This window comes from Paradesulfitobacterium aromaticivorans (assembly GCF_054657415.1).
Window position 1 is genome coordinate 482,517 of record NZ_BAAHYT010000011.1, and the last position, 25,975, is coordinate 508,491.

At 46.9% G+C, this 25,975-nt stretch carries 25 protein-coding genes and 3 pseudogenes; 21 read left to right on the plus strand and 7 right to left on the minus strand.

Annotated features, from left to right (window positions below; all coding sequences use genetic code 11):
• Positions 1-47 precede the first annotated feature (47 nt).
• The 7 genes and pseudogenes from ACYQ2N_RS19100 (at position 48) to ACYQ2N_RS19130 (ending at position 6,449) form a co-directional block, all read left to right on the plus strand.
• Positions 48-1,397 (plus strand): YeiH family protein, encoded by a 1,350-nt coding sequence (locus ACYQ2N_RS19100; RefSeq protein WP_460001007.1) that lies wholly within the window; start codon positions 48-50, stop codon positions 1,395-1,397.
• A gap of 121 nt (positions 1,398-1,518) precedes the next feature.
• The gene (locus ACYQ2N_RS19105; protein WP_460001008.1) at positions 1,519-1,884 is read left to right on the plus strand and encodes a hypothetical protein; all 366 of its coding nucleotides are present in this window, start codon (positions 1,519-1,521) and stop codon (positions 1,882-1,884) included.
• Positions 1,885-1,924: 40 nt separating this feature from the next.
• The gene (locus tag ACYQ2N_RS19110; RefSeq protein ID WP_460001009.1) at positions 1,925-2,875 is read left to right on the plus strand and encodes a LysR family transcriptional regulator; all 951 of its coding nucleotides are present in this window, start codon (positions 1,925-1,927) and stop codon (positions 2,873-2,875) included.
• A 58-nt stretch (positions 2,876-2,933) separates the two neighbouring features.
• Positions 2,934-3,782, plus strand: a complete 849-nt coding sequence (locus tag ACYQ2N_RS19115; RefSeq protein WP_460001010.1) for a nitrilase-related carbon-nitrogen hydrolase — start codon at positions 2,934-2,936, stop codon at positions 3,780-3,782.
• Positions 3,775-4,644: pseudogene (locus tag ACYQ2N_RS19120) on the plus strand (YeiH family protein); the annotation flags it as partial. The gene ACYQ2N_RS19115 and the pseudogene ACYQ2N_RS19120, both read left to right, overlap by 8 nt.
• A 197-nt stretch (positions 4,645-4,841) precedes the next feature.
• The gene (locus ACYQ2N_RS19125) at positions 4,842-5,984 is read left to right on the plus strand and encodes a hypothetical protein (protein WP_460001011.1); all 1,143 of its coding nucleotides are present in this window, start codon (positions 4,842-4,844) and stop codon (positions 5,982-5,984) included.
• Positions 5,985-5,996: 12 nt separating this feature from the next.
• On the plus strand, positions 5,997-6,449 hold the full coding sequence (locus tag ACYQ2N_RS19130) for a hypothetical protein (RefSeq protein ID WP_460001012.1): 453 nt from the start codon (positions 5,997-5,999) through the stop codon (positions 6,447-6,449).
• A 24-nt stretch (positions 6,450-6,473) separates the two neighbouring features.
• On the opposite strand, the gene ACYQ2N_RS19135 is transcribed toward ACYQ2N_RS19130, so the two are convergent.
• Positions 6,474-6,869, minus strand: coding sequence for a hypothetical protein (locus ACYQ2N_RS19135; RefSeq protein ID WP_460001014.1), 396 nt, complete (start codon positions 6,867-6,869; stop codon positions 6,474-6,476).
• Positions 6,870-6,939: 70 nt separating this feature from the next.
• On the opposite strand from ACYQ2N_RS19135, the gene ACYQ2N_RS19140 reads away from it, so the two are divergent.
• The 6 genes from ACYQ2N_RS19140 (at position 6,940) to yedF (ending at position 14,201) form a co-directional block, all read left to right on the plus strand.
• On the plus strand, positions 6,940-9,624 hold the full coding sequence (locus ACYQ2N_RS19140) for a molybdopterin-dependent oxidoreductase (RefSeq protein ID WP_460001015.1): 2,685 nt from the start codon (positions 6,940-6,942) through the stop codon (positions 9,622-9,624).
• Between the two features lie 25 nt (positions 9,625-9,649).
• Positions 9,650-10,276, plus strand: a complete 627-nt coding sequence (gene dsrO / locus ACYQ2N_RS19145) for a sulfate reduction electron transfer complex DsrMKJOP subunit DsrO (RefSeq protein WP_460001016.1) — start codon at positions 9,650-9,652, stop codon at positions 10,274-10,276.
• Positions 10,277-10,287: 11 nt separating this feature from the next.
• Entirely contained in the window at positions 10,288-11,142 is an 855-nt protein-coding gene (gene nrfD / locus ACYQ2N_RS19150) for an NrfD/PsrC family molybdoenzyme membrane anchor subunit (protein WP_460001018.1), read from the plus strand.
• Between the two features lie 469 nt (positions 11,143-11,611).
• A complete protein-coding gene (locus ACYQ2N_RS19155; RefSeq protein WP_460001019.1) occupies positions 11,612-12,133 on the plus strand; it encodes a hypothetical protein in 522 nt (173 codons plus the stop codon).
• A complete protein-coding gene (locus ACYQ2N_RS19160) occupies positions 12,039-13,034 on the plus strand; it encodes a hypothetical protein (protein ID WP_460001020.1) in 996 nt (331 codons plus the stop codon). Before ACYQ2N_RS19155 ends, ACYQ2N_RS19160 begins: the two co-directional genes overlap by 95 nt.
• An 825-nt stretch (positions 13,035-13,859) precedes the next feature.
• Positions 13,860-14,201, plus strand: a complete 342-nt coding sequence (gene yedF, locus ACYQ2N_RS19165; RefSeq protein WP_460001021.1) for a sulfurtransferase-like selenium metabolism protein YedF — start codon at positions 13,860-13,862, stop codon at positions 14,199-14,201.
• A gap of 145 nt (positions 14,202-14,346) precedes the next feature.
• Here the strand turns inward: yedF and ACYQ2N_RS19170 are convergent, their stop codons facing one another.
• From ACYQ2N_RS19170 to ACYQ2N_RS19180, 3 genes are all read right to left on the minus strand, one after another.
• Positions 14,347-14,646 carry a spore coat protein gene (locus tag ACYQ2N_RS19170; protein ID WP_460001022.1) on the minus strand — a complete coding sequence of 100 codons (300 nt, stop codon included), beginning with the start codon at positions 14,644-14,646 and terminating at the stop codon, positions 14,347-14,349.
• A gap of 20 nt (positions 14,647-14,666) precedes the next feature.
• Positions 14,667-14,876: a hypothetical protein gene (locus tag ACYQ2N_RS19175; RefSeq protein WP_460001023.1), complete on the minus strand. Its 210-nt coding sequence runs from the start codon at positions 14,874-14,876 to the stop codon at positions 14,667-14,669.
• 80 nt (positions 14,877-14,956) lie between these two features.
• Positions 14,957-15,850, minus strand: a complete 894-nt coding sequence (locus tag ACYQ2N_RS19180) for a LysR family transcriptional regulator (protein WP_460001024.1) — start codon at positions 15,848-15,850, stop codon at positions 14,957-14,959.
• A 523-nt stretch (positions 15,851-16,373) separates the two neighbouring features.
• Here ACYQ2N_RS19180 and ACYQ2N_RS19185 point away from each other — a divergent pair.
• Complete coding sequence (locus ACYQ2N_RS19185) at positions 16,374-17,453, plus strand: tetraprenyl-beta-curcumene synthase family protein (RefSeq protein ID WP_460001025.1); 1,080 nt, start codon at positions 16,374-16,376, stop codon at positions 17,451-17,453.
• A 22-nt stretch (positions 17,454-17,475) separates the two neighbouring features.
• On the opposite strand, the gene ACYQ2N_RS19190 is transcribed toward ACYQ2N_RS19185, so the two are convergent.
• The 3 genes from ACYQ2N_RS19190 to ACYQ2N_RS19200 form a co-directional block, all read right to left on the minus strand.
• Positions 17,476-18,474, minus strand: coding sequence for a polyprenyl synthetase family protein (locus ACYQ2N_RS19190; protein WP_460001026.1), 999 nt, complete (start codon positions 18,472-18,474; stop codon positions 17,476-17,478).
• A 378-nt stretch (positions 18,475-18,852) separates the two neighbouring features.
• Entirely contained in the window at positions 18,853-19,668 is an 816-nt protein-coding gene (locus ACYQ2N_RS19195) for a methyl-accepting chemotaxis protein (protein ID WP_460001027.1), read from the minus strand.
• 217 nt (positions 19,669-19,885) lie between these two features.
• A complete protein-coding gene (locus ACYQ2N_RS19200) occupies positions 19,886-20,734 on the minus strand; it encodes a LexA family protein (RefSeq protein WP_460001028.1) in 849 nt (282 codons plus the stop codon).
• Between the two features lie 481 nt (positions 20,735-21,215).
• Here ACYQ2N_RS19200 and ACYQ2N_RS19205 point away from each other — a divergent pair.
• The 7 genes and pseudogenes from ACYQ2N_RS19205 to ACYQ2N_RS19235 all read left to right on the plus strand — a co-directional run bounded on the left by ACYQ2N_RS19205 (position 21,216) and on the right by ACYQ2N_RS19235 (position 25,808).
• Positions 21,216-21,911: pseudogene (locus ACYQ2N_RS19205) on the plus strand (SDR family NAD(P)-dependent oxidoreductase).
• 71 nt (positions 21,912-21,982) lie between these two features.
• The gene (locus tag ACYQ2N_RS19210; protein WP_460001029.1) at positions 21,983-22,153 is read left to right on the plus strand and encodes a hypothetical protein; all 171 of its coding nucleotides are present in this window, start codon (positions 21,983-21,985) and stop codon (positions 22,151-22,153) included.
• Positions 22,116-22,481 (plus strand): EamA family transporter, encoded by a 366-nt coding sequence (locus tag ACYQ2N_RS19215; RefSeq protein ID WP_460001030.1) that lies wholly within the window; start codon positions 22,116-22,118, stop codon positions 22,479-22,481. Before ACYQ2N_RS19210 ends, ACYQ2N_RS19215 begins: the two co-directional genes overlap by 38 nt.
• Before the next feature lie 413 nt (positions 22,482-22,894).
• Complete coding sequence (locus ACYQ2N_RS19220; protein WP_460001031.1) at positions 22,895-23,332, plus strand: HutP family protein; 438 nt, start codon at positions 22,895-22,897, stop codon at positions 23,330-23,332.
• A 641-nt stretch (positions 23,333-23,973) separates the two neighbouring features.
• A pseudogene (locus ACYQ2N_RS19225) lies at positions 23,974-24,843 on the plus strand (ammonium transporter); the annotation flags it as partial.
• Between the two features lie 100 nt (positions 24,844-24,943).
• Positions 24,944-25,267 (plus strand): DDE-type integrase/transposase/recombinase, encoded by a 324-nt coding sequence (locus tag ACYQ2N_RS19230; RefSeq protein WP_460001032.1) that lies wholly within the window; start codon positions 24,944-24,946, stop codon positions 25,265-25,267.
• Between the two features lie 34 nt (positions 25,268-25,301).
• Positions 25,302-25,808: a Mu transposase C-terminal domain-containing protein gene (locus ACYQ2N_RS19235; RefSeq protein ID WP_460001033.1), complete on the plus strand. Its 507-nt coding sequence runs from the start codon at positions 25,302-25,304 to the stop codon at positions 25,806-25,808.
• Positions 25,809-25,975 lie beyond the last annotated feature (167 nt).

Sequence of the window (25,975 nt, forward strand, 5' to 3'; positions counted from 1 at the left end):
TGAATATGTAATGGATCGTTGAGACCATTACGAGGAGGATAGCTAATATGAGCAATATCTCCACCGTTAAAACGACCCCTACCCTAGGGGGCGGATCCGGTCTGTTTAAGAAGGAAGATTACTGGGCGGTATGGATTGGGCTTGGCACCGTGATTTTGGCCATCATTCTTTGGGCGGCAGGTAGTAAAGTCATGCCCTCGTTGGCGATCAGTTTTCCGGCTTGGGATAAGTTTGACAAAGTCGCTGCTTATTTCGGGACACACTTAGGCGGGATTATCGGCCTCTGGTTTTGCTTTTTGGTCGTTTTCTCAGTTGCCGTTAAGATTCTGGGACACGACTTAAAAGCGTTTGTTCCCGGGTTTACGATTCTGTTTATTTTGGGGGTGCTGGTCTCGATTCTTGGCGCTTCGACAACAGCTAAGAAGTGGAGTTTGGAGGCTCCGTTGATGGCTCTGCTGGTGGGGCTGATTATCGGCAACTTTGTTCCTATTCCGAAATGGTTGGATACGGCGTTTCGCACCGAGTTTTATGTGAAGACCGGGATTGTCTTGATGGGAGCGACCCTTCCTTTTACACTGATCCTGCAATCCGGTCCCATGGCGTTTTTGCAGGCGACGATCGTGGCGGTGTCCACTTTCTTGACAATTTATTGGGCAGGAACACGGATCTTTGGTTTGGACAAACGTTTTTCGACTGCGCTGGCTGCAGGGGGTTCCATCTGTGGGGTCTCGGCTGCGATTGCCATCGGAGGCTCTGTGAAAGCAGAAAAAAACCATGTTTCCGTAGCTATCTCACTCGTCGTTGTCTGGGCGGTGATCATGGTCTTTCTCCTACCGCTCCTGATTAAAGTCTTGCATATTGCTCCCGGACCGGGCGGTGCCTGGATTGGAACCTCCGAATTCGCCGATGCGGCCGGTATTGCGGCTGCGGCTTCGATTAACGAACAGGCGATTAAGACCTTTACCCTTATGAAGGTTGTCGGACGTGATATGTTCGTGGGCATCTGGTGCTTTATTATGGCCATGATTTCCGTGACGAAGTGGGAAAAGCGGGATGACGGAACGAAACCGAGCGGTAAGGAAATCTGGATTCGTTTCCCAAAATTTGTCCTGGGCTTCTTTGCCGCTTCGATCATTATTACCCTACTCTTGGCCTTCGTGGATGCACCGACGGCCAAGAGCGTCAAAGCTAGTATCATCGCTCCGATTTCCATGATCCGGTTGTGGGCGTTCATCTTTACCTTCCTTTGTATTGGCCTGACGACGCGTTTTAAAGATCTGGCGGCGGTTGGCTGGCGGCCTTTCGCAGCCTTTACAACAGGGGTATTGGTCAATGTGCCGCTAGGCTACATCTTGTCCGTTATCGTCCTGGGTGACTATTGGGCAATGGTAAAATAGGTCTGTGTGTTTAAAACAAAGTGGGTGCGTTTGAGGCAGAAGTTCGCAGCAGAAGTGACCAGGGGCCTTCCTTTGAACGGAGGCTCCTGGTCAGGCTCAAAGCAGTTAAGGAGGTGCGCTGATGCGCGCTGGGAATGAAACCTGCGTCCAAAAAGTACGGTTTTCCTTCGCATTGTTTGGCAAGGGCGGATGGAAGGAAAGGGAGTCTCCCTGGCAGCGGCTGAGCCAAAATAAAGGGGTCAGCCCCGAAGTATTAAGGGCAAGCAAAGACTTTCTTACCTGGCGGTTGGAGCGGATCGCGACGATGATGGAACTCCTGTTGGCTGCTCATGGAGAATGGGGCCTGGCCAGTCGCAAGGATCAAGTTGTCATGGAAACGGAGACGCTGGATTTCAATCAGGCGTTGCAGGTTTTGAGACAGCACGGATTTCGTGACGATGAATTTGTCTTGACCGTAGAATACTCCCGGAAATGGGGGGTCCTGTGAATGGTGGTGGGATTCAGTCAAGTGTATAGGGGGAAGTCTGATGAGCGAACAAGAGTTTTTTGTTTTTAAGACGGTTGCTGACACCCGGAACATTACGCTGGCTGCCAAGAAATTACACCTGAGTCAATCAAGCATTAGCCTTCAAATTCAAAATCTGGAAAGTCATTTTGGAGCCCGTTTCTTCGATCGGACGAACAAAGGAGTGACCTTGACTCAGAGCGGCAAGGTTTTTTATAACCACGTGTGCGAAATTCTGGATATTCTCCATGATGTTCAGGAAAAATTAAGTGTCTTAGTCGAGGATCGGCGAGGAGTCGTCTGCTTAGGGGCGACGCTCACCATCGGGGAATATGTATTGCCACATATTTTGGCCTATCTTTACAACATCCGTCCGGACATTGATTTTAAAGTAAAGATTGCCAATACGGAAGTCATTAGTCAGGACGTCCTGGAGAAGAATATCCATATCGGCTTAATTGAGGGTCCAGTGGTTCATCATAAGGATTTGGTCATTGAACAGTTTTGGCAAGATGAGTTGGTCGTGGTTGTACCCTATTTTCATCCCTGGGCGGAGCGTACGAGTATCACTTTGAACGAACTGGCAGGTGAGCGCATGATTGCCCGCGAGGTCGGATCTGGAACTCGAAAAGTCTTGGAACTGGCCCTCCAAGAGCGTGGGCTTGATCCGAAGAAACTCGATATCACGATGGAACTCGGGAGTACGCAGGCCATTAAGCAGGTCGTGTCTGCCGGATTGGGCATGACGATTATCTCTTCCCTAACGGTACGCCGGGAGTGTGATCAGCGTATTTTTAAAACCCTGCAAATTCAGGATGCTCCGATTTACCGGCCTCTGAATATCTTGACCTTGGCGCAAACCAATGAAACGAAGGAAGAAAGATTCTTTATTAATTTCCTGCATGATCGGGAAAGTCTTTGCGAAGTTTTGAACACGGATTACTGCAGTTTGGAAAGTCATGCTGCCATGTAAAGGGTACCTCGAGTATCAGAGATTCAATGACGCGATAGCGGGAAGGACCAGGGAAGCTATGCAGCAGAATATCCGGATCGGCTTAGTTCAGATGGAAAGCAAGGTCAATGCGGTAGAAGACAATTTAAATAAGATCTTAGACAGTGCAGCGGCAGCGGTAAAAGAACAAGTGACGCATCTTTGCTTCCCGGAAATGGCCTTGCACGGCTATGCTCTGGGGGAAGCCAGGCTTTTGGCAGAACCGTTGCACAGCCCAAGGGTGAGGGAAATTGCAACCTGCGCTCAAAGGTTGAACATGACATTGCTGGTGGGGATGGCTGAATACAATGACCGACAACCGAGCAAACCCTATTTGTCGCATTTGATCGCCTTGCCCGACGGACAGGTCAGAAGTTATCGTAAGACGCATCTTGGTCACAATGAGGTCGAGTATTTCTCTGCAGGTGATGAGTTCCCAATATTCATGAGCCACGGGGTGAGGTTTGCTGTCGGCATTTGTTGGGATTGGCATTTCCCCGAGGTGGCCGGGATCTATTCTCTGAAGGGTGCTGAGGTTCTTTTTGCGCCTCATGCTTCCCCTGCCATTGCGGGAGACCGCAAGGAACTGTGGCTCCGTTACTTGGGTGCTAGGGCCTATGATAATTCGGTTTACCTCGGGGCATGCAACCTCTGCGGGAGCAATGGATATGGGCAACAATTCAGTGGTGGGGCTTTGGTGTTGGGCCCAAAAGCAGACTTGCTCGCCGAGGCCGCCTCGGGTACGCCCGGGATGCTGACCGTTGAACTTCCCTCCGCACGCCTTAATCGCCTCCGACAGCCGCAGTCTTCATCCATGAAAGAGCGATTCTTTTTGGCCGAACGACAGAAACACTTATACCGGGAATTGCTTGAGTTGGAGATATGTTAAAACGGGTATTGTCTTACTCAGTGCAACTTTGCCCTTCACTTTAATCATCCAATCCGGACCGATGGCCTTCCTGCAAGCAACCATCGTTGCGGTTTCGACCTTCCTCACGATTTACTAGGCGGGAACCCGTATCTTTGGACTCGATAAGCGTTTTGCCACGACTCTGGCAGCAGCCGGATCGATCTGCGGAGTTTCGGCATCTATCGCTATTGGTGGTTCCGTCAAAGCGGAAAAACAACACGTCTCTGTCGCGATTTCCCTGGTCGTGGTCTGGGCGATCATCATGGTTATCTGCCTGCCAATCTTCATTAAAACCTTCGGGATTCCAGCCGGACCCGCTGGAGCCTGGATCGGGACGTCTGAGTTTGCTGATGCTGCAGGTATGGCCGCGGCAGCTCAGATTAACGAGCAAGCCATTAAGACCTTTACCCTCATGAAAGTCGTGGGACGGGATATGTTTATCGGGATTTGGTGCTTCATTATGGCCCTGATCGCCGTCACGAAGTGGGAAAAAAGTGAAGATGGGACCAAACCGAGCGCCAGTGAGATCTGGGTTCATTTCCCGAAATTCGTCTTAGGGTTCTTTGTTGCTTCCATTATCACAACCCTCCTGATTGCTTCAGTGGATGCCAACACTGCTAAAGCAATCAACACGACCGTTATTGCTCCAGTCAAAGAACTCAGGACTTGGGCGTTCGTTTTCACTTTCCTGTACATTGGTATGACGACCCGTTTCAAGGAATTAACCTCTGTGGGTTGGAAGCCGCTGGCTGCCTTTACAACCGGTGTTATTGTCAACATCCCGCTAGGTTATATCCTGTCGGTTCTCGTTTTGGGTGGCTATTGGAATATAGTGAAGTAATTAAGTAGGGAGTGGAGGGGTTGGCTTCAATTAAATAACGAGTAAATAACGAGTAAATAACGAGTAAATAACGAGTAAATAACGAGCCAGCCCCTTTTTATTCCAAATATGATATGGGTTTTCCCATAGGCCAAGGAGGTGAAATCTTAAATTGGGTTTTCGATTACTATCTAGAGCAAAAAGAAGGAAGTGATTTTGTGAAGAAAATCCCTAATAAGCTATTCGTAATCTTTATGGCCCTAACCTTACTTACAGCTTTCACCGTAACACCCGCTTTAGGGGCCTCTGATCGAGTGCTTCTCAAAGCCCCGGCTAAGGATGCTGCCTTCGTAGCGAGTTTTGAGGGGTTTAAAGATGCGAAAGTGAATTCTCTGACAGGCAGAAGTCTTTCTTTAAATGAGGGGCTCATCATTCGCCAAAGTAAAATCGAAAACGGAAAAATCATTATTCCGCCTTCTGGTCTTTACTACACAACGAGGACACCGCTGGCCAAAGTTTTACAAGGTGACAAAGTGCTTATTTTGGGCAAGGAATATACGCTTGTAGAAAATGGGACTCGCATTGATGTCGTAAAAGACGTCTATGTTAAAAATGGAGAATCGACGCCGATCGGTGATGGGACGAAACGGTTAGAACTCTCCTCGATTAGTGTGGATGGGAACGGATTTGATGCACCGAAGGCAACGTTCCAGATCTTAAAACCATCGGGGAACTACTATGGGGAAGACTTTCCGGTGGAGGATGATGCTAAACTTAGCGACATCACTAAGGGAACTCTGAACCAAGGAACTAAGAAAGTACAAGGCTCATATCAACCCGGAGAAAAGGGCGAGAACTGGCAAATCGAGTATTATGGGAGCTCGGTTGCAACCAGTGGCCAATCTTACTTAGTGGCGGATAACGTCACGGCAGAAGGGGCTCATGTCAAAGAATTTGCAACGGGTGCAATTGATTGGATGTTGTTAAGTGATAAACCTGCCGTTGAAATGCTTTTGGCTAAGGGCGAAAAAGCAACTCTAGGTGACTATACCGTAACCGTAATGGATCTGACCTCGAACTCGGCAACCGTTGAATTGACTTCTAAAGACGGGAAAGTCACGAAGAAGTCATTGGGACCCCTGACGAATGAATCTTTCAAATATCTTCCTGCTGATCCGATTGTTCGCAATACCTTGTCCGTCCGTTCTGAGAAGGAAGATGTTCAGGTTCAACTCGATGCCTTCAGAAAGCCTTTCCATGATGGAAAAGTCGCCCTAGTTGGCTATACCAACCTGCTCAAGTTAAAGAATCCGGGCACCTGGCCGAGCGACAATCGGTTTATTGTCCGGCCCGACACATGAAGCACCTGTTCATTGCTTATCGAGTTGATGCTCGAAAATAAGGAAGAGATCGTACTCGATAGCACCAACAACGTGTTTGTTGGACCAGACCAATATTTTAAACTCGTCATCGATAAGTTTGATGGTCAAACGGTAAGTGCCTGGCATGTGGAAGATGCAAAAGGGAATAAGACACAAAATCTTGCAGATCGTGCGAAAGGGAAAAACATTGATTTGATGCTGAATGTGAACTGCCGTACAGTATCGCATTTTGTCAATCGAATTTCCGGCAGTCTTCTCACAGAACAACAAGCAAAAATTACCCAATTGAGTAGTCAAACGGCTAAAAGTGCTACAGAGGAGAAGAAATCCCCAGATCCAGCGCCTACGGCGAACACGGGTGTACCGATCGCTGTGCCCATTGTCATTGCGGTCATCGCGATTGCGATCATAGCCTATCAAGCCAAACGAAACAAAAGTTCATAACTAACCCTTAAGAAATGCGTCCGTTCAATGATATGTCAGCATGAATGACCGAAGTTGCATCGATCTTTGGAAACCGCAGCTCTCTTTGGGGGTGCGGTTTCCATACCTATTCATAAAAAGGCGTAAGGAGGATTTTGACATGACTAAATTATGGCTGAGAAGAAGTTTGATCACTTTGCTATCGGCAAGCTTAATCTTTATCTTTATCTTGTCAGGGTGCGGCCAACAATCGAGTGCTCCAGCCTCTTCAGAACCGGCGAAAACAAACCAAACTAGCCCCTCCGGTACAACACCAAGTGATTCACAAAAAACAACCCCTGCTGAAGCACCCAAAAGTAATTCCACAGAGACTCCTAAACAAAACCCAGCCGGAAGTAATAGCAGCAATAAATCTCCGGGTAGTACAGCTCCAAGCAGCACTCCAGGGACGGCCCCTGCTGTTGAAGAGGAGAACTGTAAGTGTTAATTCGGTGAACCAGGGGGGAAAAGCATGAAACTGAATCGGCGAAAATTTATTGGATTATCGAGTGCTGTGGGTGCGTTTGCCTTAGTTTCTTCCGGTTTACCGGGAAAGATTATGAAAGCCTCGACCACAACAGGAAATGAGGATGTCTGGATTCCGACCCATTGTAAGGCGTGTGCGGCAGATAATCGCTGTCACTTACTCGTTCATCGGGTCAATGGAGTTGCCGTAAAGGTCGAAGGGAACCCCGCATCTCCGACGAACCAAGGCCGAAACTGTGCCAAATCGGCCGCAGCCTTACTTACGCTATACAATCCCTACCGGGTTAGATATCCAGTCAAGCGAACTAATCCCGAAAAGGGTCGGGGAATTGATCCCCAATGGATGGAAATTTCATGGGAGGAAGCGTTAACCACGATTTCTGAACGCCTGAAAAAAGTGCGGTTCGAGAATCCCCGTAAATTCGTATTCATGACAGGGCACGCGGCTAGCCTTAATATTAACACGGACCTCGATTTTGCTGAGACATTTGGATCTCCGAATGTCATCGTTGGAGCGACTTCCGTCGGTTGTGGCGGATCGAGCAGCCCCTTAAATAAAATTGTCAATGGCGGCTACCAAGCGCGTGCCGATATGAATTACTGTCAATACTTCCTAAACCTTGGAGCTAACTCTCAACAAGGCGGGAAGGGAAATAGTGAAGAAATTGAAGGGTTCATTAATGCTCGTGCTCGCGGACTAAAAGTCGTGAATGTGAGCCCGATCTTAAGTCCATCCTTGGCTAAAACGGATGATTGGATTCCGATCATTCCTGGAACCAGTGGCTTTTTTCTCCTTTCGATGATCCATGTTATCTTGAACGAGCTTCAAGTGTACGACGAGGAGTATTTAAAGGGACGGACCAATGCTCCCTATCTGATTGGGGAGGAGGGTTTGTACCTTCGTAATCAGAATCAGCAAAAAGATTTTGTGAGAGGACTCCTTCTGGGAAAACCCCTGGTTTGGGATCGTGCTGATCAACGAGCCAAGGCATTTGACGATATCAGCCTTAAAGATCCAGCACTTGAAGGTCATTTTACAATTGAGGGAAAACTCTATCGCCCGGCATTTCAGGTTTTAAAAGAGCATGTTCAAGAATATACCCCGGAAAAGGGTAAGGAAATCACCGGAATTTCTCCGGAAACGATTCGTCGACTCGCTAAGGAATGGGTGGAAAATGCTCAGATTGGCAAAACGATAATGATTGATGGTAAAAGTTTTCCTTATCGACCTGTTGCGATTATTGCAGAACAAGGATCGAAATGTCACGTCGATAATTATAGGGTGGTTCATGCGACCAAAATTCTAACAGAAATTGTGGGGGCCACGGATGTCCCCGGTTCAGCGAAAGCGGCAGGCATCCCGACGATGAATATTAACCCGGTTGATGGCTTAAATACTTCTGAAGAGTTGGTCTACCAATCGATTAAACAAAAACCTGACAAAATCAGTCTTCAAGAACAATCCCCAATAACCGGCTCTTCTTCGGGTTTAGCCTGGTTAACCCTTAACGATCCTCAGGCTTACGGATTTGACTATGTTCCGGAAGTTTTAGGGATATGGGGAGGTAATCCGCAAGTTCTTCTTGGGGATTCTGAACGCATTGACTCTGTTTTCCGTAAATTCCCTTTTACGTTTGCGATTTCCTATGAATTTGATGAACCGACAGAGTTTGCCGATATTGTTTTACCCGAAAGTAGTTGGTTGGAACGCTATGGCTTAACTCCCTTTACCCCGAAGACCTCTTTCACGGATGTTTTTAAAGAAAAAGGGGATTATGGTTGGGCCTTACAGCAGCCGGTTCTCACTCAGCCTTTGTATAATTCGAAAGAGGGAAATCAAATTATCCTCGATCTGTGCGAGAAGATGGGGATGCTCAATGAGGAACAGGGATTATTGTCACGGCTTAATCAGAGCCTTGGTTTAAAAACCCCCTTTCTCCTTGATCCGAATCAGAAATATTCTTGGGAGCAAATTATGAACTTGCTCTGCTTATCCAAAACGGGGGGACAAAATGACCTCAATTGGTTTAAGAAGAACGGCTTGGTGACCTACAAAGTCTATGATGTTGAAAAGTATTATGCAGCGACTCGTTACCCGAAAGCGCGAGTCCCCCTTTATCTTGAAGAGTTTGTATCCCATCGCCTTCGCTTCCAAAAGGAGCTAGAGGAGAAAGGGGTAAAGCGTAAGCCCAGTAATGAATATGTCTTGAAACAACTTTCAGCTTTACCTTACTGGGAAGCGCATCCTGAGCATCGAGCGTCGAAGGAATATGATCTTTACTGCATTAACTATAAGAATATGCAGCATCATTTTGCCAATAACATCACGAATGCTTGGTTAATGGAACTGACTGAGGACCAGGATCCATATGCGTTAAAGATTATGATGAACCGATCAACGGCACTCAAACGAGGTTTACAGGATGGGGACCGGATCGAAATCGAAGGGTTTACTGGGGGGAAGATTCAAGGAAACATTAAGTTAACTCAGTTGATTCATGAGAATGTCTTGGGAATCGCTGGGGCTTATGGACTGCACTCAGAGAATATCATTGCGGAGGCCAAAAAAGGCCCTTCGTTTGGCGATTTGCTTAAACTTTCGGAGGACGTATTCAATCCACTCAAAGTATCTTTAGATCGAGATCTCAAAGTAAAGATCCGGAAGATTTAAGCTTAGGAACGGGAGGGTTTACGTGATGCCGAGATATGGAATGTTGATAGATCTGCGCCGCTGCGTGGGATGTTTTGCTTGCGTGATGGCCTGTAAGGCTGAACACGCCACTCCTAAGGGAGTATCCTGGAATCGGGTTGTTGTAGAAGAAAAGGGTGAGTATCCGAAGGCTCGAATGACCTTTACTCCCATGCTTTGCAATCACTGCGCCAATCCCCCCTGCCAGGAGGTTTGCCCGACAGGAGCCACCTATAAACGACCGGATGGGATTGTTGCAGTGGACCAACATCAATGTATTGGTTGCAAATACTGTATGGTCGCCTGTCCTTATCAGGCACGCAGCTTTAATGAAAAGACAGCAGGGTATTTTCCTGAATGGGGGCTTACCCCTTTAGAGAAACAGGGTTATTCCCAACATATTTCAGGTACCCCCTCTAAATGTGTTTTTTGTTATGATCGCGTCGAGCAAGGGAAAGACCCAGCTTGTGTCGTGAGCTGTCCTGCTCATGCCCGGATCTTTGGGGATTTAAGCGATCCAAAGAGTGAAATCGCTAGACTAATCAAGGATAATCCGATCTTTCAGCTTCTAGTGAAGGCCGGAACCGGTCCATCCGTTTTTTACATTCCGGACCCGAAGAGTTTAAAGGATTAGGGGGGATGGGAATGGCAGTTCAACAGGTTTGGGGTAGCCTTGTAATTTGGTATCTTTTTTTGGCAGGAACGGGAGCGGGTGTTTATTTATTGGGGATAGGAAACGAGATTCTACGTAAGGATGGGACGTGGAAACGATCAGGCTATATCTTTGGACCAGCCTTGGTTGGATTGGGCACCTTATTCCTCCTCGCGGATTTAGGCAGACCTCTTTGGGCATTTTTAGCCGTACTGCGTCCATATTCATCGATGATTTCCGTAGGAACAATCATATTAGTCCTCTTTATCCTGAATGGCTTAGGGCAGATCTATCTGAACGTAATCCAGAAAAGGGTAAGTCCGCGAATCCTTGATTATGTGGGGTGTTTACTTGCCATCGGAACGGCAACCTATACAGGGCTTTTGCTCGGAGTCGTGAAAGCGATTCCGTTTTGGAACCATCCTGTGATTTTACCGGTTTTATTCCTGATTTCTGCCTTATCGTCAGGTGCTGGATTTCTAATGCTTATCTCCATGATGAAGAAAAAGAACTCGAGCGAGAAAATAGTGGATTTGTCTTCGCTTCTCAAGTGTGATCTCTGGTTAATTCTTGGTGAAATCATTCTGTTGACAGACTTATTTTATCTTTCGGCTAAAGGAAACCCTGCAGCCGTGGCCAGTGTAGACATCCTGTTCCGAGGTTTTTTCGCACTGCCATTTTGGGGCTTGTTTGTTATCACAGGGTTAGTTATTCCGCTTGCGATCGAAATCTTTGCTCTGCATGACAAGAAAGCTCTCCTCACTTTATGCGGGTTAGCATTGTTCGTTGGTGGGATAACCTTAAGGTACTCAATCGTTATGGCAGGAGTCTGGCTGCCGCTAAAATGATGGCATGAACATTAAGAAGTTGGTGTTAAAAAAAGTGAGGCAAGGCCTCACTTTTCTTGTGCGCCGGGCAGTTCTATCTGCATTGGAGGATTAAAGTTCCTCTGTGCGCCGATTCCACTCGGAAGCACTAGCTGACAGACAGGGCGTCGTCCGTGAGGAGGGGTCCGAAGGGCCTGAAGGCAAACTGTGGAACGGAGCGAAAGCAAACCGAGGCTGGCTGGCTTGACGGGTAACTCTGCAAGATATGAGGAAGCCCGAAAAGTGGAATAGTCAAGTTCAGAACTCTGGACATGATATGACATTACGGGTTTACCAATTCCTCCCTAGAACCTCGGAACCCCCGCCACTGGCGTAAACCGGAAACCCAGTGATACCGGGTATGTGCGCAATAATCATTGGTGATATTTTCCTTTAATGTGATGACAAGGGTTCCTCTTGATGGAATAATATTGTCAAGGGGGGCTGCGCCATGGCAGATGTTTTATTCGATATCACGGAACGTCCGGAGGTTATTAAGATTAGCCGAGCCGTTTGGATAGAAACTTTTAACGAAATTCGCAGTATCTATGTTAACTATGCGTTGTTTACTCAATATCCGGTGAGCGATGAGATTACTGAACGATATGCCATTGTGAACCTGGCTGGGTCACAGTTGGTATCTCAACGGAAATTAGCCCAAGCCTTTGAATGTCATTACAATACCGTCAATCGGTATATACAAGCCTACGATGAAAATCGTTTGGAGGGGCTTGTTCGGAAAACACCGGGTCCTAAGGGCACTACCACCCCCTGGAAGGTCACTCCCCCCATCTGGGAATTCATCGGGGAACTGGCTGCCGAGGAACCTGGACTGACCCAGCAAGCGATTGCCAAAAGGCATAGAAGAAAAGTTTCAGGTGACCATTCACCGGGCCGGTGTTGGCCGGGTATTATCGGCATACCGGCAGCAGCAGAGGCAAAATCAGCCAGAGCCCGTGCAGCTAAGTATTGAAGAGGATAGCCTTGACACTGTGGTTGCGGAAAAAGATGATGCTACCGCTTTACCCATGGAGCCCGAGGAGACTGAACTCCCGGTAACCGACCTTCCTAACAAAGAAGATGAGCTGCCGGTGAGCTCATCTTCTCAGACAGAGGATGCTTTAATCAGCCGATTGAGCCAAGGAATGGATAGCCGTTACGGTGCCGCCCTGATTTTAACCCCTTTCCTGCAGAAACTGGAGCTAATCCCCATCCTGGCCCAGTCCGTGTTAGCCCAAAAGGATGCGTGCGCAGATAAAGCCAGAACAGTGGCCGATAACCTACAGGAACTGTTAAACCCCGAGCGGTTGTATAACCTGGCCCAGATGTTTTTGACACTGGTCTATCTGGATTGTATTCCGGTTTCCCTCGATAGAAGCCTTCAAGTTAGCGGACCGGAAGGCCTTTGGCCCGTTGCTCGGGGCTTTGAAGGTACCGGTCGTAAAGACCCTGCGGCGCTTCTTGGAGGGGGTTGCCGCCCTGGAGACATCTGGCGCTGTAGCCATGAAGCTAGCCCGGCAGTACTTGAAGCTGGACATATTGTCCAACTCGGCAGCCTGTACCTGGATGGGAACTTTGTCCCTAACTACGGTAAGTCCCATATTGCTAAAGGATATTTCACCACCCGGCGTCTGGCTCTGAAAGGAAACCACCCTTATTTTGCTAATGAACCCAAAGGGAGACCGATCTTTTTCCGCCTTACCTCCGCCGCGGTCAAATTCACCGACATCATTCCCGACATGGTTAAAGATGCACAGGAATTGATGGCGGAAACCGGAACCCAATCCCCCCTCATCGTCGTCTTTGATCGGGGAGGTTATGACTCCAAGCTCTTTCAAAAACTGGACCGGATGGGAGTCCTCTATATCACCTAGCGCAAGTGGGACCAGCCCATCCCTCCTGAGCTCTTTACCCACGTTATTTATGAAGAAAGCGTCAAAGAAGGGGAAGAACCTCCAATTAAGTACTATGCATACCGGCGGAAGATCCGGGTAGGCCAAGAGAAGTATGAGGCGGAAGCCATTAGTTTCTTTGCCCCGATTTCCTTAAAACTTATTCCTTGAATATATAGCGTGCTCAACGCTACTACTGTCTGAATGCTGAGAGTTGCAAACGTTGACATTTATGGAACCGTCCTCTACTGTGTGCAATATCCTGATAGAGAAAGGGGGATTTACCATATAGCAAACAAATAATGTCATGGTTTACGTTGGCCAACTAGGGGCTAGCATGTATACTCAAAGTCTAAGTGGTGTGCTTTACACTGAAGACCGATCTAGTAAACATTATTTTGCCGTCGGACCCTAGTTGATAACTCAAAGCAGCGATCTTGATTCAGATGGTCTCTTAATTTATCGGTCGTAACAGAAATCGGAGGCCGGAAATGGGAAAGGACTACGAGTGTTCTCGTAGTCCTTTCGATTTACCTGGCAACGACCTACCGTTATTGTCCCCATAGTGCCCAGGAAATCGCCCGCCTGTTCGAAGAGAAAGGCAATATTAATTACTTATAATCAAATTGTTATTTACACAATAATGTATAGATGATAATATATCAATGGTAGGAGAAGAGATGAAAAACCTGAATATGTATTTGGATTTTATAAAAAAGTCGTGGAAGTTCCGCAAGGAAATAAAAGAACTTAAGAGGTTGGCGTCTTGTGATAAACAAATAAGTGGTCAAGAAAGGGGCTTAAAACATGGCGGACTTTATTTACTTTATTTCCTCAAATAAAATCGGGAGCCAGGATGAAGAGCTGGGCCAAACTTTAATGAAGAATTTTCTGCTTAAGTTGGTCCAGGCTTATAAAAAACCTACGCACATTCTGTTTGTAGAGCGCGGCGTTAAACTGCTTCTGCCGGATTATCCGGCTTTGGTGGCTTTGCAGAATCTTGAGGCTCAAGGGGTTCGGCTCTTGGCCTGTCAGACATGCCTCGATTATTATGGCATTCGGGAGCAGATCGCAGTTGGGGAAGTTTCCAATATGCTGGAGATCGTTGAAACGATGAACGAAGCTGAGAAAGTCATTTCAATTAGTTAGAAAAGCTGGCAAGCCGGTAATCGTCCTTTTATAGGCATTTTAAGGGCTGTTCCTATGAGCAATTTGCTTGGAATAGCCCTCGTTTATCCGATGGCTAACTGCCACCTAAGACTCCCACTTTGATCGAAACGAATTAATATCTGCTTTACACCTGCATTTGATTATATTTATCTTTGAGCTGTTGCACTTCCTGACTCGGAGCATCGCTGGGAGTGTACCAGCCCTTTTGGTTCATGACGTTATAGATGTTCTCGTGAATCACTTGTTCATCCGCCAGGATGTTTTTCAGCTGCTGGCGCAAGTTGGCGCAGGTTGTTTCCGTAATAAAGGTGTTATAGGCAGAGGTTATATGTTTTTCCGTCGCCAAAAGATCAGTCAGGATTTCTTGTTCGGAAAGATTCTGCTGCTGAGATGCTTGCCAAGGCTGGGCTTGTTGTGCCGACATCTAATTCACCCTTTCCAAGATTATTGATGTGAGTTGAGGTAAGTCAGTAAGGTTTGATAATGCTGACGGTGTTGGTCAGCCATAGAGCTAAGCTGGGTTTTCACGGCCGGATCAGAAACTCCCTGGGAAGCTTGCGTGTATTTGTGTACAAGCAAGGCTTCAGCCCCGAGTTGATCACTCAAGATCATGAGATTTTTGGTGGTTAACTGGGGCGGTTGTTGTGTTTTCACGGACAATCCTCCTTTAGCATTCTAAATTAAACGTGCACGGTTTTAGGGTGTGTAAAAATAACGGTTATGATACATTTTTCTTACTGAGTTTCCCACTGGTATGAGGTTACCTTGTCCATGAAGACTTCAAGGGCTTTGGAGCTGGCGGAAGTTGGCAGGACAATGATCACAAAGCGGCGGGTGATTCGTTTGCCTTTGATTCTTAACCCGATTAATTCTCCGGAAGTTAACTCGCGCTGGACAATCAGGCGTGAAACGAGAGCTATGCCCAAACCTGCCGCCACCGCTTCCTTTACTCCCTGGCTGCTGCTGAACACAAAAGAACGCTTCACGCTCAGTTTATACTCCTCGATTAAATAATCGCTGAACATCCGCGTCCCTGAGCCGTGCTCCCTCAGGATCCATACCTGATCGTGCAAACGCTCTGCCATAACTTCTTGATGCCCTGCCAGGGGATGCTTGGGCGGCACCACTAGAATCATCTCGTCTTCCATGAACGGCTCGCTCAGAATGTCCGTATGTGTTACTTTTCCTTCGACCAACCCAATATGCAATTGATTGGCTCTGAGCGCCTGAATAACTTCCTCCGTATTGGCGATCATGACCTCGATTTCAACATAAGGGTACTGGGTTGCGTACTCTGCCATGAGGCGGGGGAGAACATATTCTCCAATGGTAAAACTAGCACCGATTTTCAAGTTTCCTTTAACGACGTTGCGCAGTTCATCGATGTTCTCTTTGGCTTGATTATAAAGAAGTAGGATTTGCCTGGCTTGTTCATAAAGAATGCGCCCGGATTCGGTGGGCTCAACTTGCTTGGGCGAACGGTTAAGAAGTTTGACATTGAACTCGTTTTCCAGGTTTCTAATGTGCAGGCTTACGCTGGGCTGGGAGATGAATAATTCATCTGCGGCCCGCGAGAAACTTTTTTTATCTACGACGGTCACAAATACTCTCAGAGATTCAACGATCATCTTTTTCCTCCGTCAATCATAAAGTTATTCCATTCGGAACCGTTCGCTTGACAAAGATACCCCGCTGTCACCCGAACCGTCCCCCTGACACCCTGACATATTAGTTTCCCTGATTAAGTAAGTCAATAAGGAGGAGAACAAAACCTGTTAGTCCCTTTGAGCATTTTACTGTCCTTTTGGATGCGGCGCAAGGGGAAAGATGAAGGAAAGGCGCGCGCCGTCAGACCCTTTGCAGCCATGTTTGGGACTTCTGTGCTCGTGTCGCAGCTTTCATACTTTACACTCTGGTTTTAAGTAGTGTCCGGTAAACATTCTCTTGGCTTGCGTTCAAATTTTTATCGGGATCCATCCTGAAAACGCTACCTATACGGCTCGTGCGTGCTGGTGAGCGAGCATTGCAGCACGCACATTTTTATCCACAGAGGCATGTTGCCAGAGCGGTTTTCTGTTACAATACTAATAATGGGAAACCTGGTAAGAATATTATTTAGCAAATAAGTACATAAGTTAAAGGAGCCTTCAAATGTCCGTTAGTGAGGAATGTGTGGTTAAACAAACCAGCAATCCCGTGTTAATCTATCGTTTCGTAAAAAAGGTCTTTCCCCTGGTAAAAAAAGAGCTTGCCCGCTGGCAACTGGCAGCAGAGAGCATACCCGAACAGGGTCTGCGTGAGCAGGCATTGGCGAGCATCAAGACTAAAGCGTTTCACTGCCAGGGCGGAAGTATATATGCTCTCTACCCTGGAGTTAACACCGCGAAGACTGTCGAGTTTATCGTGGCGTACCAGACGATCAGCGACTATCTTGATAATTTGGTGGACAGTGTGGATGTCGAGGATGAGCAAGCTTTTGCCCAGCTTCATCTGGCGATGACAGAGGCATTGGACCCGCATGCTGACTTGTCGGACTATTATTTGTATTACCCTTATCGGGAGGATGGGGGCTACTTAAATTCCTTAATTAAGACCTGTCAGGGGTATGTAGCATCTTTACCTTCTTATGATAATATAAAGTCCGAGATCGTGTGGTTAGCTAGCCTTTATGCCAAGCTTCAGACTTATAAACATCTCGCTCTGGCAGTGCGGGAACAGAAAATGTTGGAATGGATTGAGCCGCATTTGACCCGCTACCCGGAAATCTCTGCCTGGGAATTTGCGGCTGCCACCGGTTCCACGCTCGGAGTCTACTGCCTGGCAGCGGTCGCTTGTGATGAGAGTATAACAGTACCCCAGGTTAGAAAAATTAAAGAGGCATATTTTCCCTGGATTAGTGGCTTACATATCTTGCTCGACTATTTTATAGATCTAACAGAAGACAAGGAAAGCAATCAGCTTAATTTTGTCGCCTATTATCAAAGCTCACACGAGATGGGGGAGAGGCTTCAGTCTTTTTTGCTCAACTCTCTGGACGAAGCTGACCAGCTAAATTATCCGAGGTTCCATCGCGCTGTGATCCAAGGTCTATTAGGCATGTATCTGTCAGACCCTAAAACTTCGGAATCTGAAATCAAGCATGTCAGTAAGCAGGTGTTAGCAGCCAGTGGCACAGGAGTGCGCTTGCTGCACAGAATGTGTCTGGAACTGCGCCGACGTGATATTCTTTAAGATTGCTCTCGCAGATCCTATCCTATTTTAGCTTATTAGTCTGAATTACCCGCTCTGCCAACCACAGCAGGGCTTTTTTTGCTTGCCCGTCCGGGAGTTCGGCTAATGATTCCTGCGCCTTGATGATTGACTCGGCCGCTACAGCATAAGCCGCATCAATACTGCCTGATTTTATAAGTGCTTCGCGCAAGGTTTTAAGGGTAGTTTTATTAATCTTTTTCTTAGTAATTAACTCTTGTACCCATTCTTGGTACAGAGGGTTCTGGAGCAAGAAGATGGCAGGCAGGGTGATATTACCGCTAAGGAAGTCCTGTCCGACCGGTTTACCCAGGTCAGCGGGATTTCCGTAAAAGTCCATAATATCGTCCATAATTTGATAAGCCTGACCCAGGTAAAGGCCATAGGCCCCGAGGAGATCGATTTGTTCCTTGTTAGCGCCTGCCACGGCGGCACCGGATTGGCAGCAGGCCGAGAGTAGGATTCCGGTTTTTTGGGCAATGCGGCTAAAATATTGATCCTGGTCCAATGTATAAACAAATAAATCGGCAGCTTGATTTACTTCCCCATCACACATCTCTTTAATAGCTGTGACCAAATAGCCCATACTTGCTTGCAACTGCGCGGATGATAAGATCCGGAAAGCCTCCGCAAACAGGTAATCTCCTGTGAGCACAGCGATTTTATTGCCATGGAGGGCATGTACTGTGGGTTTACCCCTGCGGCTGGCTGAGTTGTCGATAATATCATCATGAATAAGGGAAGCCATGTGGATCAATTCAGCTGCAACTGCCGCCAGGATTGTTTCACTTTTAATTGTGCTGAAACACATTGCACTTAAGAGGGTCAGCATCGGCCGCACTCTCTTACCCCCTGCGCTGATTAAGTTGACGCAGGAGTCTTGGATTACTCCCTGGGCATTGTTCGCAATTTCTTCGAGTTTTCGTTCTACCAGGGTTATGTCAACCACTTCGACCAGGGACTTACCGGGGGAAACTTCAATGTTTATTGATGGTACAGCCATTAAACTCTTCCTTTATGTTGAATTTTGCAGCTTGCTATATTATGCCATTTTAAGAGCGGCTGAATACTACCAGGGTTTTACTATGTGATAGTAGATGGGCCTGGATTTAAGTTGAAAAGCGATTACCATAGGTTCGAACGATGTCCTGGATTTGGCGTGTCAAGGAAGTATTCCTACCGGAGTATACCCAGTGCTCCGACATTTGCAGGATAACTTGGATAGGGTAGGGAGCGCAATCAGGGGGATATATTCTAAAGTGAGAGATGGGCAAGGTCGAAAGATGAGTAAAAAAACGGGCCATCTTCTAAGACGGTCCGTTTGAATGGTGCGCCCGGCATGAGCGTTATCTATAAGGTGCTACTCTAGGAGAAACGAGTATTAAAGCTTAGTGGCAAGCTCTTTAAGGTGTTCGGTTGTTTCTATCAAAGATGAAAGGGAAGAGCCGATTTCCTGAATTGCTGCCGACACATCGCTGGTATTACTGCTTAACTGATCGAGATTAGTTACCATGCCCCCAATTAAGTCGCGAATTCCCTGAACGATAGTGCGTATTTCCTTAGCAGAATCCGCACTGGAGACGGCCATTTTCTGAATCTCATTGGCGACAACACCAAAGCCGCGTCCTACTTCGCCGGCCCGGGCTGCTTCGATGGAAGCGTTGAGCCCTAACAACTTGGTGTTGGTAGCAACGGAATCTATGTAATGTACAACTTTTTCTGTTTCCTCAGCCTTTTGCTTAACATTCTGGGAAGAAGCAGAGAGTGTTTGCCCGGCTCCGGCTAGGAACTGAGATGAGGAGGCGATTTCTTCTACCGAAGCTGAGATTTGCTGCATGGCAGCGGATAGGGAAGTGGCGGTATTTAGGAGTTCTTCGCTTATATGTTTCATTTCCGTAGGCACGGCGGCAACCAAGCCGCCAATTATCTCGCCGTCAACCACAATCGGATAAGCAGCAGCAAAATAAGGAATTCCTAAGGCTTCCGCACTGACTTCTGCCACATAAGGTTTGCCCGAACGAATTACATTATAAGAGCTGGTGCCAGGGGCTATCGGGTCGCCTGCTTTTAGGGGTATCTGAAGTTTGCTGCCTTGTGTCACGACCAGGTATTGTTCGCGGTCATACAGGCCAATGGAGCCCTTGCCAAAGGTGGCTTGATCGAGCAAAGGGACCAATTGTTTGAAGTACTCAAGCATCTTATAATCTCCTTTCAGATTTTACCGCTGAGCTTGTCCTATAATTATAATAATTATAGCAGCAAGGCGAGAACCAGACAATATGGGTTAGCCATGTTCCCAAGGATGAAAAGTACGGGAGGAGGTGCAACAGGAGTGCTGGCGAGGGGGAAACTACGGGAGGGGGGAGCTAGAGGGCGCGATGAGGGAGACAGGAGCGTGATGGGTTATGCTTGGCTTATAGGTTTCGCGTTACTTTCTCCACAACCCCTATCAGCTGAAAATTGCCGGACTGGACAGGCTCAAAGTTGTGATCAGCAGGTAGAAGAATAATCCCAACGCCGGTGCGGAAGTATTTTTTGCATAGTTCTACACCGTTAAGACGGGCGATTACTGTTTGACCGTCTTCTGCGCTTTCAGTTCTGCGAACCAAGACTAAGTCACCATCATTAATCCCCGCATTGTTCATGGCATCCCCAAAAATCTTGAGGAAGAAATAATCAGAGCCTGAGAGCATGCTCCGGGGCATTGTGACATACCCTTCACAGTTTTCATCAATTTTATGTGGATAGGTAAAGGGGATCTCAACCAAAATCGGGATATTCAAAACGTCTCCCAACTGCTTACATAGCTTGGATTTGGACGCAGGAGCATGCGCGGAAGGATTGTCTTTGCCTAGGGTTGCGCTGTTGCCAGAGATATTATTCTTTGGCAGGCTGTCTTCAAGATATTTATCCTCGCTACTAACGGCTTGTTCCTGACTTTCAGCTAATTGGGCCTGTAGAACAAACAGCTCTTGCTGCAGTTTTACAAAATCCCCACGTAATTCGGTTAAATGAAAGAAGTCAGCTAGTCTTTGTCCGGTAATAGGGGAGATCAAATCGTTTTTACGCCCGTAATCAAGAATGCGGCTAAAATCAGCATAACTTGGCTGGCGCTGGCCGGTACGATATTTCTGAATAGTTGTGGGGCTTGGGTGAAGTTCTCCTTGTGTGAATTCCCCCAAGGCTTCGGCAAATTCTTTATCAGTCTTGTTACCACGGATCTCTGCAATGGCTGCAGCGATAATAGTTTTCTTATGCACCATCCTACCAACCTCCATAATCCGTGTCTTTCCTTACATTGTACGAATTGTCAGAATATTAGTCAAAGAAATCGGTGCGAAAAGTCGTATATTAGGTCTGAGATACCGGAATATCCAATCTGAGTGAATGCGTGGGACTTTTTGTACCAAAAGTCCTACTACGATTGGGGGCTGATTCCATATCTTATGAACCTACGCATAAGTATCTCCACGCGCATCATACAGGATATTGGACGTAACTAAAAACTTACTTCCAGTGTCTATAGATTGAACAACGCTAGTTGGTTGGACCGTTTCCAAAACCATACGTATACCGGAAGGGTGCTAAAGCTTTTCCTCTTCTAAATCCCTAACGTTACGACCTATAATTTCGGACATAGGTTTGCCCAATCTTTTTGTACTTTCTTTATTAATCCAAACAGTTCTCCCGTTGTTATCGGCGATAATCTAAACATAATCTTAATTAAAGCACGGAGGTGAAGTTATGTTTTCCGGAAAAATCGTTTTGGTAACTGGAGCTAGTAGGGGAATCGGACTGGCGATTGCCAAAAGCTTTCTGCAAGATGATGCGTGCGTTATGCTTAATGATTTAGACCAGCTTCAGTTAGAAAAGGTTTGGGTAGAGCTTGGAGATTTACAAGAGCGTGCGAATATTTATTCAGCTGATATTACCTCCAAACTCAAGTAGAATCCCATGATATACTCATTTATAGAAAGGTTTAACAGCCTAGATATTATTGTTAACAATGCTGGCATCTATCCAAATTCTCTCCTATTAGAGATGAGCGAGGAGGAATGGGACCGTGTAATTGACGTTAATCTAAAGGGAGCATTTTTAATGTGCCAAGCAGCTGGCAAAGAGATGGTCAAAACGTCTAAGGGCGGGAGAATTATTAATATTTCTTCAGGTAGCTACAGGGTTCACTATGCCACCCGCGCTGTAGGCGGTGTTGGTCTGATAATAGTGGAAGCTACAGGTGTCCAATTCAATGGGCGTATTACTGAAGCTTGTTTAGGAATTTGGGATGACAAATTTATTCCAGGCCTTAAGAGAATTGTGGATGTGATTCATCAGTTTGGAGCTAATGCGGGAATCCAGCTTAGCCATGCTGGACGCAAAAGCGGAGTTCCTGGATTGGAAGTGGGACCTAGTGCGATAGCAGTGAGAGCCAAGCAGTAATGTTTGCTTCAGTATAAATTCCCTGGAATTTTGCAATTGTTACCTGAGCAATTAGGTGAGGAGGAGCAACCATGAAAATTAATCTAGCTAGAATGCAGGATCGTTTTAACTCTTTAGCGCGTTTCGGTGCAACAGAGCAGGGGGGACTTTCCCGTCTGGCTCTAAGCAACGAAGATAAACAGGCCAGGGATAGCCCAGCGGGGAATGAGGAAAGCCTCAGCCTCCGCTGGGGTTACTATTAATTTGTTCTTTAACAACTTGCTGTTTGCGTTTTTCCTGGTGCTTACCTCTCAGCTTGAGGGGCTTCATACTTTGAATTTGGAAGGTGTGTTGTATGCGGTCGGTGGCGGCCTCATGGGTAACGTGCTGGGCCGGACTCTGAATTACCAGGCTGTGCGAAGGATAGGCGCAGCTAGGTCGATTTCGTTATCTTTAAGTCAGACTTTGGTCGCTTTCCTATTTAGCGTACTCTTGTTAGGGGAGACCGTCACGCTTGTATCGATGTTGGGAAGCATGAGATCAGAAAGTTTAACCGACGAACGGTGCTTAATTTTTGTGCTTCCGGTCTAACTGGCGGATTGGCGATAATTTTCTTAAATTCAGCTTTAGCACGGTCCCCGATAGTGATTGTGAACGTTCTCTACAACACGAGAGTATGGTTTGCGATTGCTATAAGCCCGCTGCTGTTAGATGTCGAAGGGAAGATCACTAAAGTTCTTGTTATGGATACAGTGTTAATGATCATCGGAACCTCGTTGATTATCTTTGGGCGTTAGCAGAAATGCTTACGGTTATCCTTAAAACAGTGTTTTCCTGAATTAATCGCACTAGAAGTATACAATGTTCTTGACAAATACTACTGGCGTTTCTCCGTAGAGCGGAGTATAATAACTTTATCGAAAAGAGGCAACGGTGCCGTGCAATGATCTGGACTCTCAGGTCATTGACGGCACTTTATTTTTTTGAGGGGGGGGAGGGCTTGTATGCAAGAGATTCTAGGTAACGGTGATAAACCTTCATTGGAACGTACTGCCCTTGCCTTAGCTTTAACAGATAGTAGGGAAAAAGAGGAAGAGTTAAAACAGTTATTAATTTCTCAAAGCTTGTATTGTGCGGTTACGGAAATTGGAGGCACGGTGGCAACGCTGCAACCGACAGGCAAACTGACTCACTCCATCATAGCTGCAGCTATTAATACAGGTGTGATCAAAAAAGATGCCAGAGAAATTCATGCGGTGGTTCATGCGGCTTTGGAAGCCAGCAATGGTATCTTTATTCATACCAACAGCAATGCCAGTTTTGCGCTCAAGATCGGGATGATCACAGACAGGAAGTGGATTGCCATCGCTATGTTTGGACGCGCGTCTTTGCACGCACTGTCAGAACATTGCCGGGTAGGTCTTGGGTATATGCATTTGTAGCTAAAGCTTGCGCTTGCGCCTGAGGCTTTGCACAAGTCAAGCATTCCTTTAGAGAGTAACAGAGGGATTTAGTCGTTTTGTACAAACTTATGGCTAAGACCATAACATATTTTACGGGTGCCAAATCCGGTGGATTTGGAGTGTATTAGTGTTAAAGAGAGAGCCCTTATTCAAGCAACGTAGGGGTTCTCTCTTCTTTTCTTACGAAAATGTATTGAAGTAAGCTCTATTTACCGGGCGTTCTATTGTACCTATTCAAAAATGGGCAATAGGATGCCCGGTAATGTTATTACCCTAGGTGATATCGATTTGACTATAGTTCAGAAATCTTTGAGACTTGATATCCTTTCAACTGAAGTGAACGAATTATACGCTGTTCCCGTTCTTTCTCTCGGTTGACCAAGTATTCTGGGCCAAATTCCTGATAGGGTTTTCGAGTGAGCAATATCTTATAGGCAATCCGTAAAATTAGATGACCTAGAGCAATTAATGCTTTCTTTTTGCCCATACGTTTAACCCAATGCCGGTAGGTAGCTGATAGACGGGTATTTTTTGTTGCCGATGCTACGAGGGGGGATTAAAGAAAAATTTATGTCTGTTAACCTTTACTTGAAAATTTGATTAGACAGGAGGAAAAAACTATGAAGAGATTATGGTTCTTAATTATTGCACTTATAAGCATGTTAGCCCTTCCCGCAACGGTAATGGCGGCAGATACCCCGGCTATCGATACCGGCGATACCAGTTTTATCATCTTTTCAGCAGCCTTAGTGTTTTTGATGACTCCGGGATTAGTACTTTTCTATGGGGGAATGGTACGGAAAAAGAATGTACTCAGTACGATTATGCATAGTTTCATCATCATGGCTGTGGCTTCAATTCAGTGGATATTGATCGGGTACAGCTTAGCCTTTGGTCCGGATCATGCCGGTCTGATCGGAGGCCTGAACTGGCTTGGACTTGCCGGGGTTGGCATAGATCCCAATCCGGATTACGCGGCAACCATTCCGGCTTTAGTCTTTATGGCTTTTCAATTGATGTTTGCGATAATCACACCGGCCTTGCTTACCGGCTCGATTGCCGAACGCATGAGGTTTCCTGCTTTTCTCGCCTTTGTTTTATTGTGGATGACAGCTGTCTATGCTCCCTTGGCTCACTGGGTTTGGGGTGTCGGCGGATTTTTACGCACCATGGGGGCGCTTGATTTTGCAGGCGGAACGGTCGTGCATATTAGTTCCGGGGTTTCCGGCTTAGTAGCCGCGCTGGTGCTGGGTAAACGCAAAGGGTTTGGGAAAGAACCGATGGCCCCCCATCAGATCCCCATGACGGTATTAGGGGCAGGATTACTGTGGTTCGGTTGGTTCGGCCTTAATGCGGGAAGTGCATTAGGTGCCAATGGCTTAGCGGGTGTAGTGCTTGTCACAACCAACACCTCGGCTGCGGCAGCCGCCTTGTCCTGGATGATTGTGGAGTGGCTTCATCGGGGCAAGCCAACCGTACTCGGGGCAGCGAGAAAGGAGCGCTTTTTTCTTGCCCAATATGTCGGTGATAGTAGATAATGATTGACATGTGGACTAACATAAGCACATGCCAATTAAGAAGAAAGGATAAATGAGAAAGAGGAAACATCATCGGCCCGCCAGCCTAGCGATGCTGTTTGCCATCATCGACGATTACTCCCGCCTGATTGTGCACGGCGAGTTCTATTGGGATGAGAAGCTACCGCGCTTAGAGGATGCGCTTAAGAAAGCCATATTACGGCACGGGGTGCCCGAGCAGTTTTACTGTGATAATGGCAGCGTTTTTTCTTCCCATCACCTCGTTCGGATCTGTGCAAGATTAAAAATTCGCCTCTCTCATTCCCGACCATACCGCCCACAAGGCCTCGGTTATGTGAAACTTCACATAACCGAGGCAAAATTGAACGTTATTTAGGTTTGTCGACACAAGTTTTCGGCCTGAAGCCCATGTGCAAATTGAAAACGGCAGCCTCACGACGTTAAAACAGTTGAATGAGGCCTTTACTGCCTGGCTGGATGGGTATTACCACTTACGCAAACACGGCAGCACCGGCCAGTCTCCCCGGGAGAGGGCGGCGGGCCTGAAGCGGACCATGCGCCAGGTACCGATGGTTGAACTAAACGAAATATTTCTGTGGGAAGAAGATCGTAAAGTAGATAAGACCGGCTGTGTCAGCGTCTTCGGCAATACCTACGAGGTGGCGGATTCCCTGGATGGTCAAGCGGTTACCATCCGCTTTGACCCCTATGATCTCAAGGTTATGCAAGTTTGGCATGAAGAAAACCGACTGCCAGATGCCCGGCCCTTGGACATGAGTCGCAGTATCCATGAACGGGTTAAGTCTAAATCCAAACCAGTTAAGGCGAGGACACCGGAAGTGTCCCCAGCGTCGCAGCCTGTGGAACGAAGATCCCATAAGCTTCGGGTCAGGCAAACCTTGCTACCCCTGTTTTAGCCGATAGCGAACGGCAACGAGGCATAGTTATTTAGCATATCCACACTGTCCCCACTATACACATGGATTGGCATGTGCATAGTGGGGACTATCCATATCCACATTTTCAACATTGGCTGGCATGTGGCGCGTGAGATAATGATTGACGGTGAAATTCTTCGGCCTTT

What these genes read in the sequence shown, in the direction of transcription:
- ACYQ2N_RS19115 (WP_460001010.1), top strand. Translation starts at nt 2,934, where the DNA reads ATGCAGCAGAATATCCGGATCGGCTTAGTTCAGATGGAAAGCAAGGTC.
- ACYQ2N_RS19170 (WP_460001022.1), bottom strand. Translation starts at nt 14,646, where the DNA reads ATGTCGGCACAACAAGCCCAGCCTTGGCAAGCATCTCAGCAGCAGAAT.
- ACYQ2N_RS19210 (WP_460001029.1), top strand. Translation starts at nt 21,983, where the DNA reads ATGAAAATTAATCTAGCTAGAATGCAGGATCGTTTTAACTCTTTAGCG.
- ACYQ2N_RS19140 (WP_460001015.1), top strand. Translation starts at nt 6,940, where the DNA reads ATGAAACTGAATCGGCGAAAATTTATTGGATTATCGAGTGCTGTGGGT.
- nrfD (WP_460001018.1), top strand. Translation starts at nt 10,288, where the DNA reads ATGGCAGTTCAACAGGTTTGGGGTAGCCTTGTAATTTGGTATCTTTTT.
- ACYQ2N_RS19215 (WP_460001030.1), top strand. Translation starts at nt 22,116, where the DNA reads ATGAGGAAAGCCTCAGCCTCCGCTGGGGTTACTATTAATTTGTTCTTT.
- ACYQ2N_RS19110 (WP_460001009.1), top strand. Translation starts at nt 1,925, where the DNA reads ATGAGCGAACAAGAGTTTTTTGTTTTTAAGACGGTTGCTGACACCCGG.
- ACYQ2N_RS19105 (WP_460001008.1), top strand. Translation starts at nt 1,519, where the DNA reads ATGCGCGCTGGGAATGAAACCTGCGTCCAAAAAGTACGGTTTTCCTTC.
- ACYQ2N_RS19180 (WP_460001024.1), bottom strand. Translation starts at nt 15,850, where the DNA reads ATGATCGTTGAATCTCTGAGAGTATTTGTGACCGTCGTAGATAAAAAA.
- dsrO (WP_460001016.1), top strand. Translation starts at nt 9,650, where the DNA reads ATGCCGAGATATGGAATGTTGATAGATCTGCGCCGCTGCGTGGGATGT.
- ACYQ2N_RS19200 (WP_460001028.1), bottom strand. Translation starts at nt 20,734, where the DNA reads ATGGTGCATAAGAAAACTATTATCGCTGCAGCCATTGCAGAGATCCGT.
- ACYQ2N_RS19155 (WP_460001019.1), top strand. Translation starts at nt 11,612, where the DNA reads ATGGCAGATGTTTTATTCGATATCACGGAACGTCCGGAGGTTATTAAG.
- ACYQ2N_RS19190 (WP_460001026.1), bottom strand. Translation starts at nt 18,474, where the DNA reads ATGGCTGTACCATCAATAAACATTGAAGTTTCCCCCGGTAAGTCCCTG.
- ACYQ2N_RS19220 (WP_460001031.1), top strand. Translation starts at nt 22,895, where the DNA reads ATGCAAGAGATTCTAGGTAACGGTGATAAACCTTCATTGGAACGTACT.
- ACYQ2N_RS19100 (WP_460001007.1), top strand. Translation starts at nt 48, where the DNA reads ATGAGCAATATCTCCACCGTTAAAACGACCCCTACCCTAGGGGGCGGA.
- ACYQ2N_RS19185 (WP_460001025.1), top strand. Translation starts at nt 16,374, where the DNA reads ATGTCCGTTAGTGAGGAATGTGTGGTTAAACAAACCAGCAATCCCGTG.
- ACYQ2N_RS19195 (WP_460001027.1), bottom strand. Translation starts at nt 19,668, where the DNA reads ATGCTTGAGTACTTCAAACAATTGGTCCCTTTGCTCGATCAAGCCACC.
- ACYQ2N_RS19230 (WP_460001032.1), top strand. Translation starts at nt 24,944, where the DNA reads ATGAGAAAGAGGAAACATCATCGGCCCGCCAGCCTAGCGATGCTGTTT.
- yedF (WP_460001021.1), top strand. Translation starts at nt 13,860, where the DNA reads ATGGCGGACTTTATTTACTTTATTTCCTCAAATAAAATCGGGAGCCAG.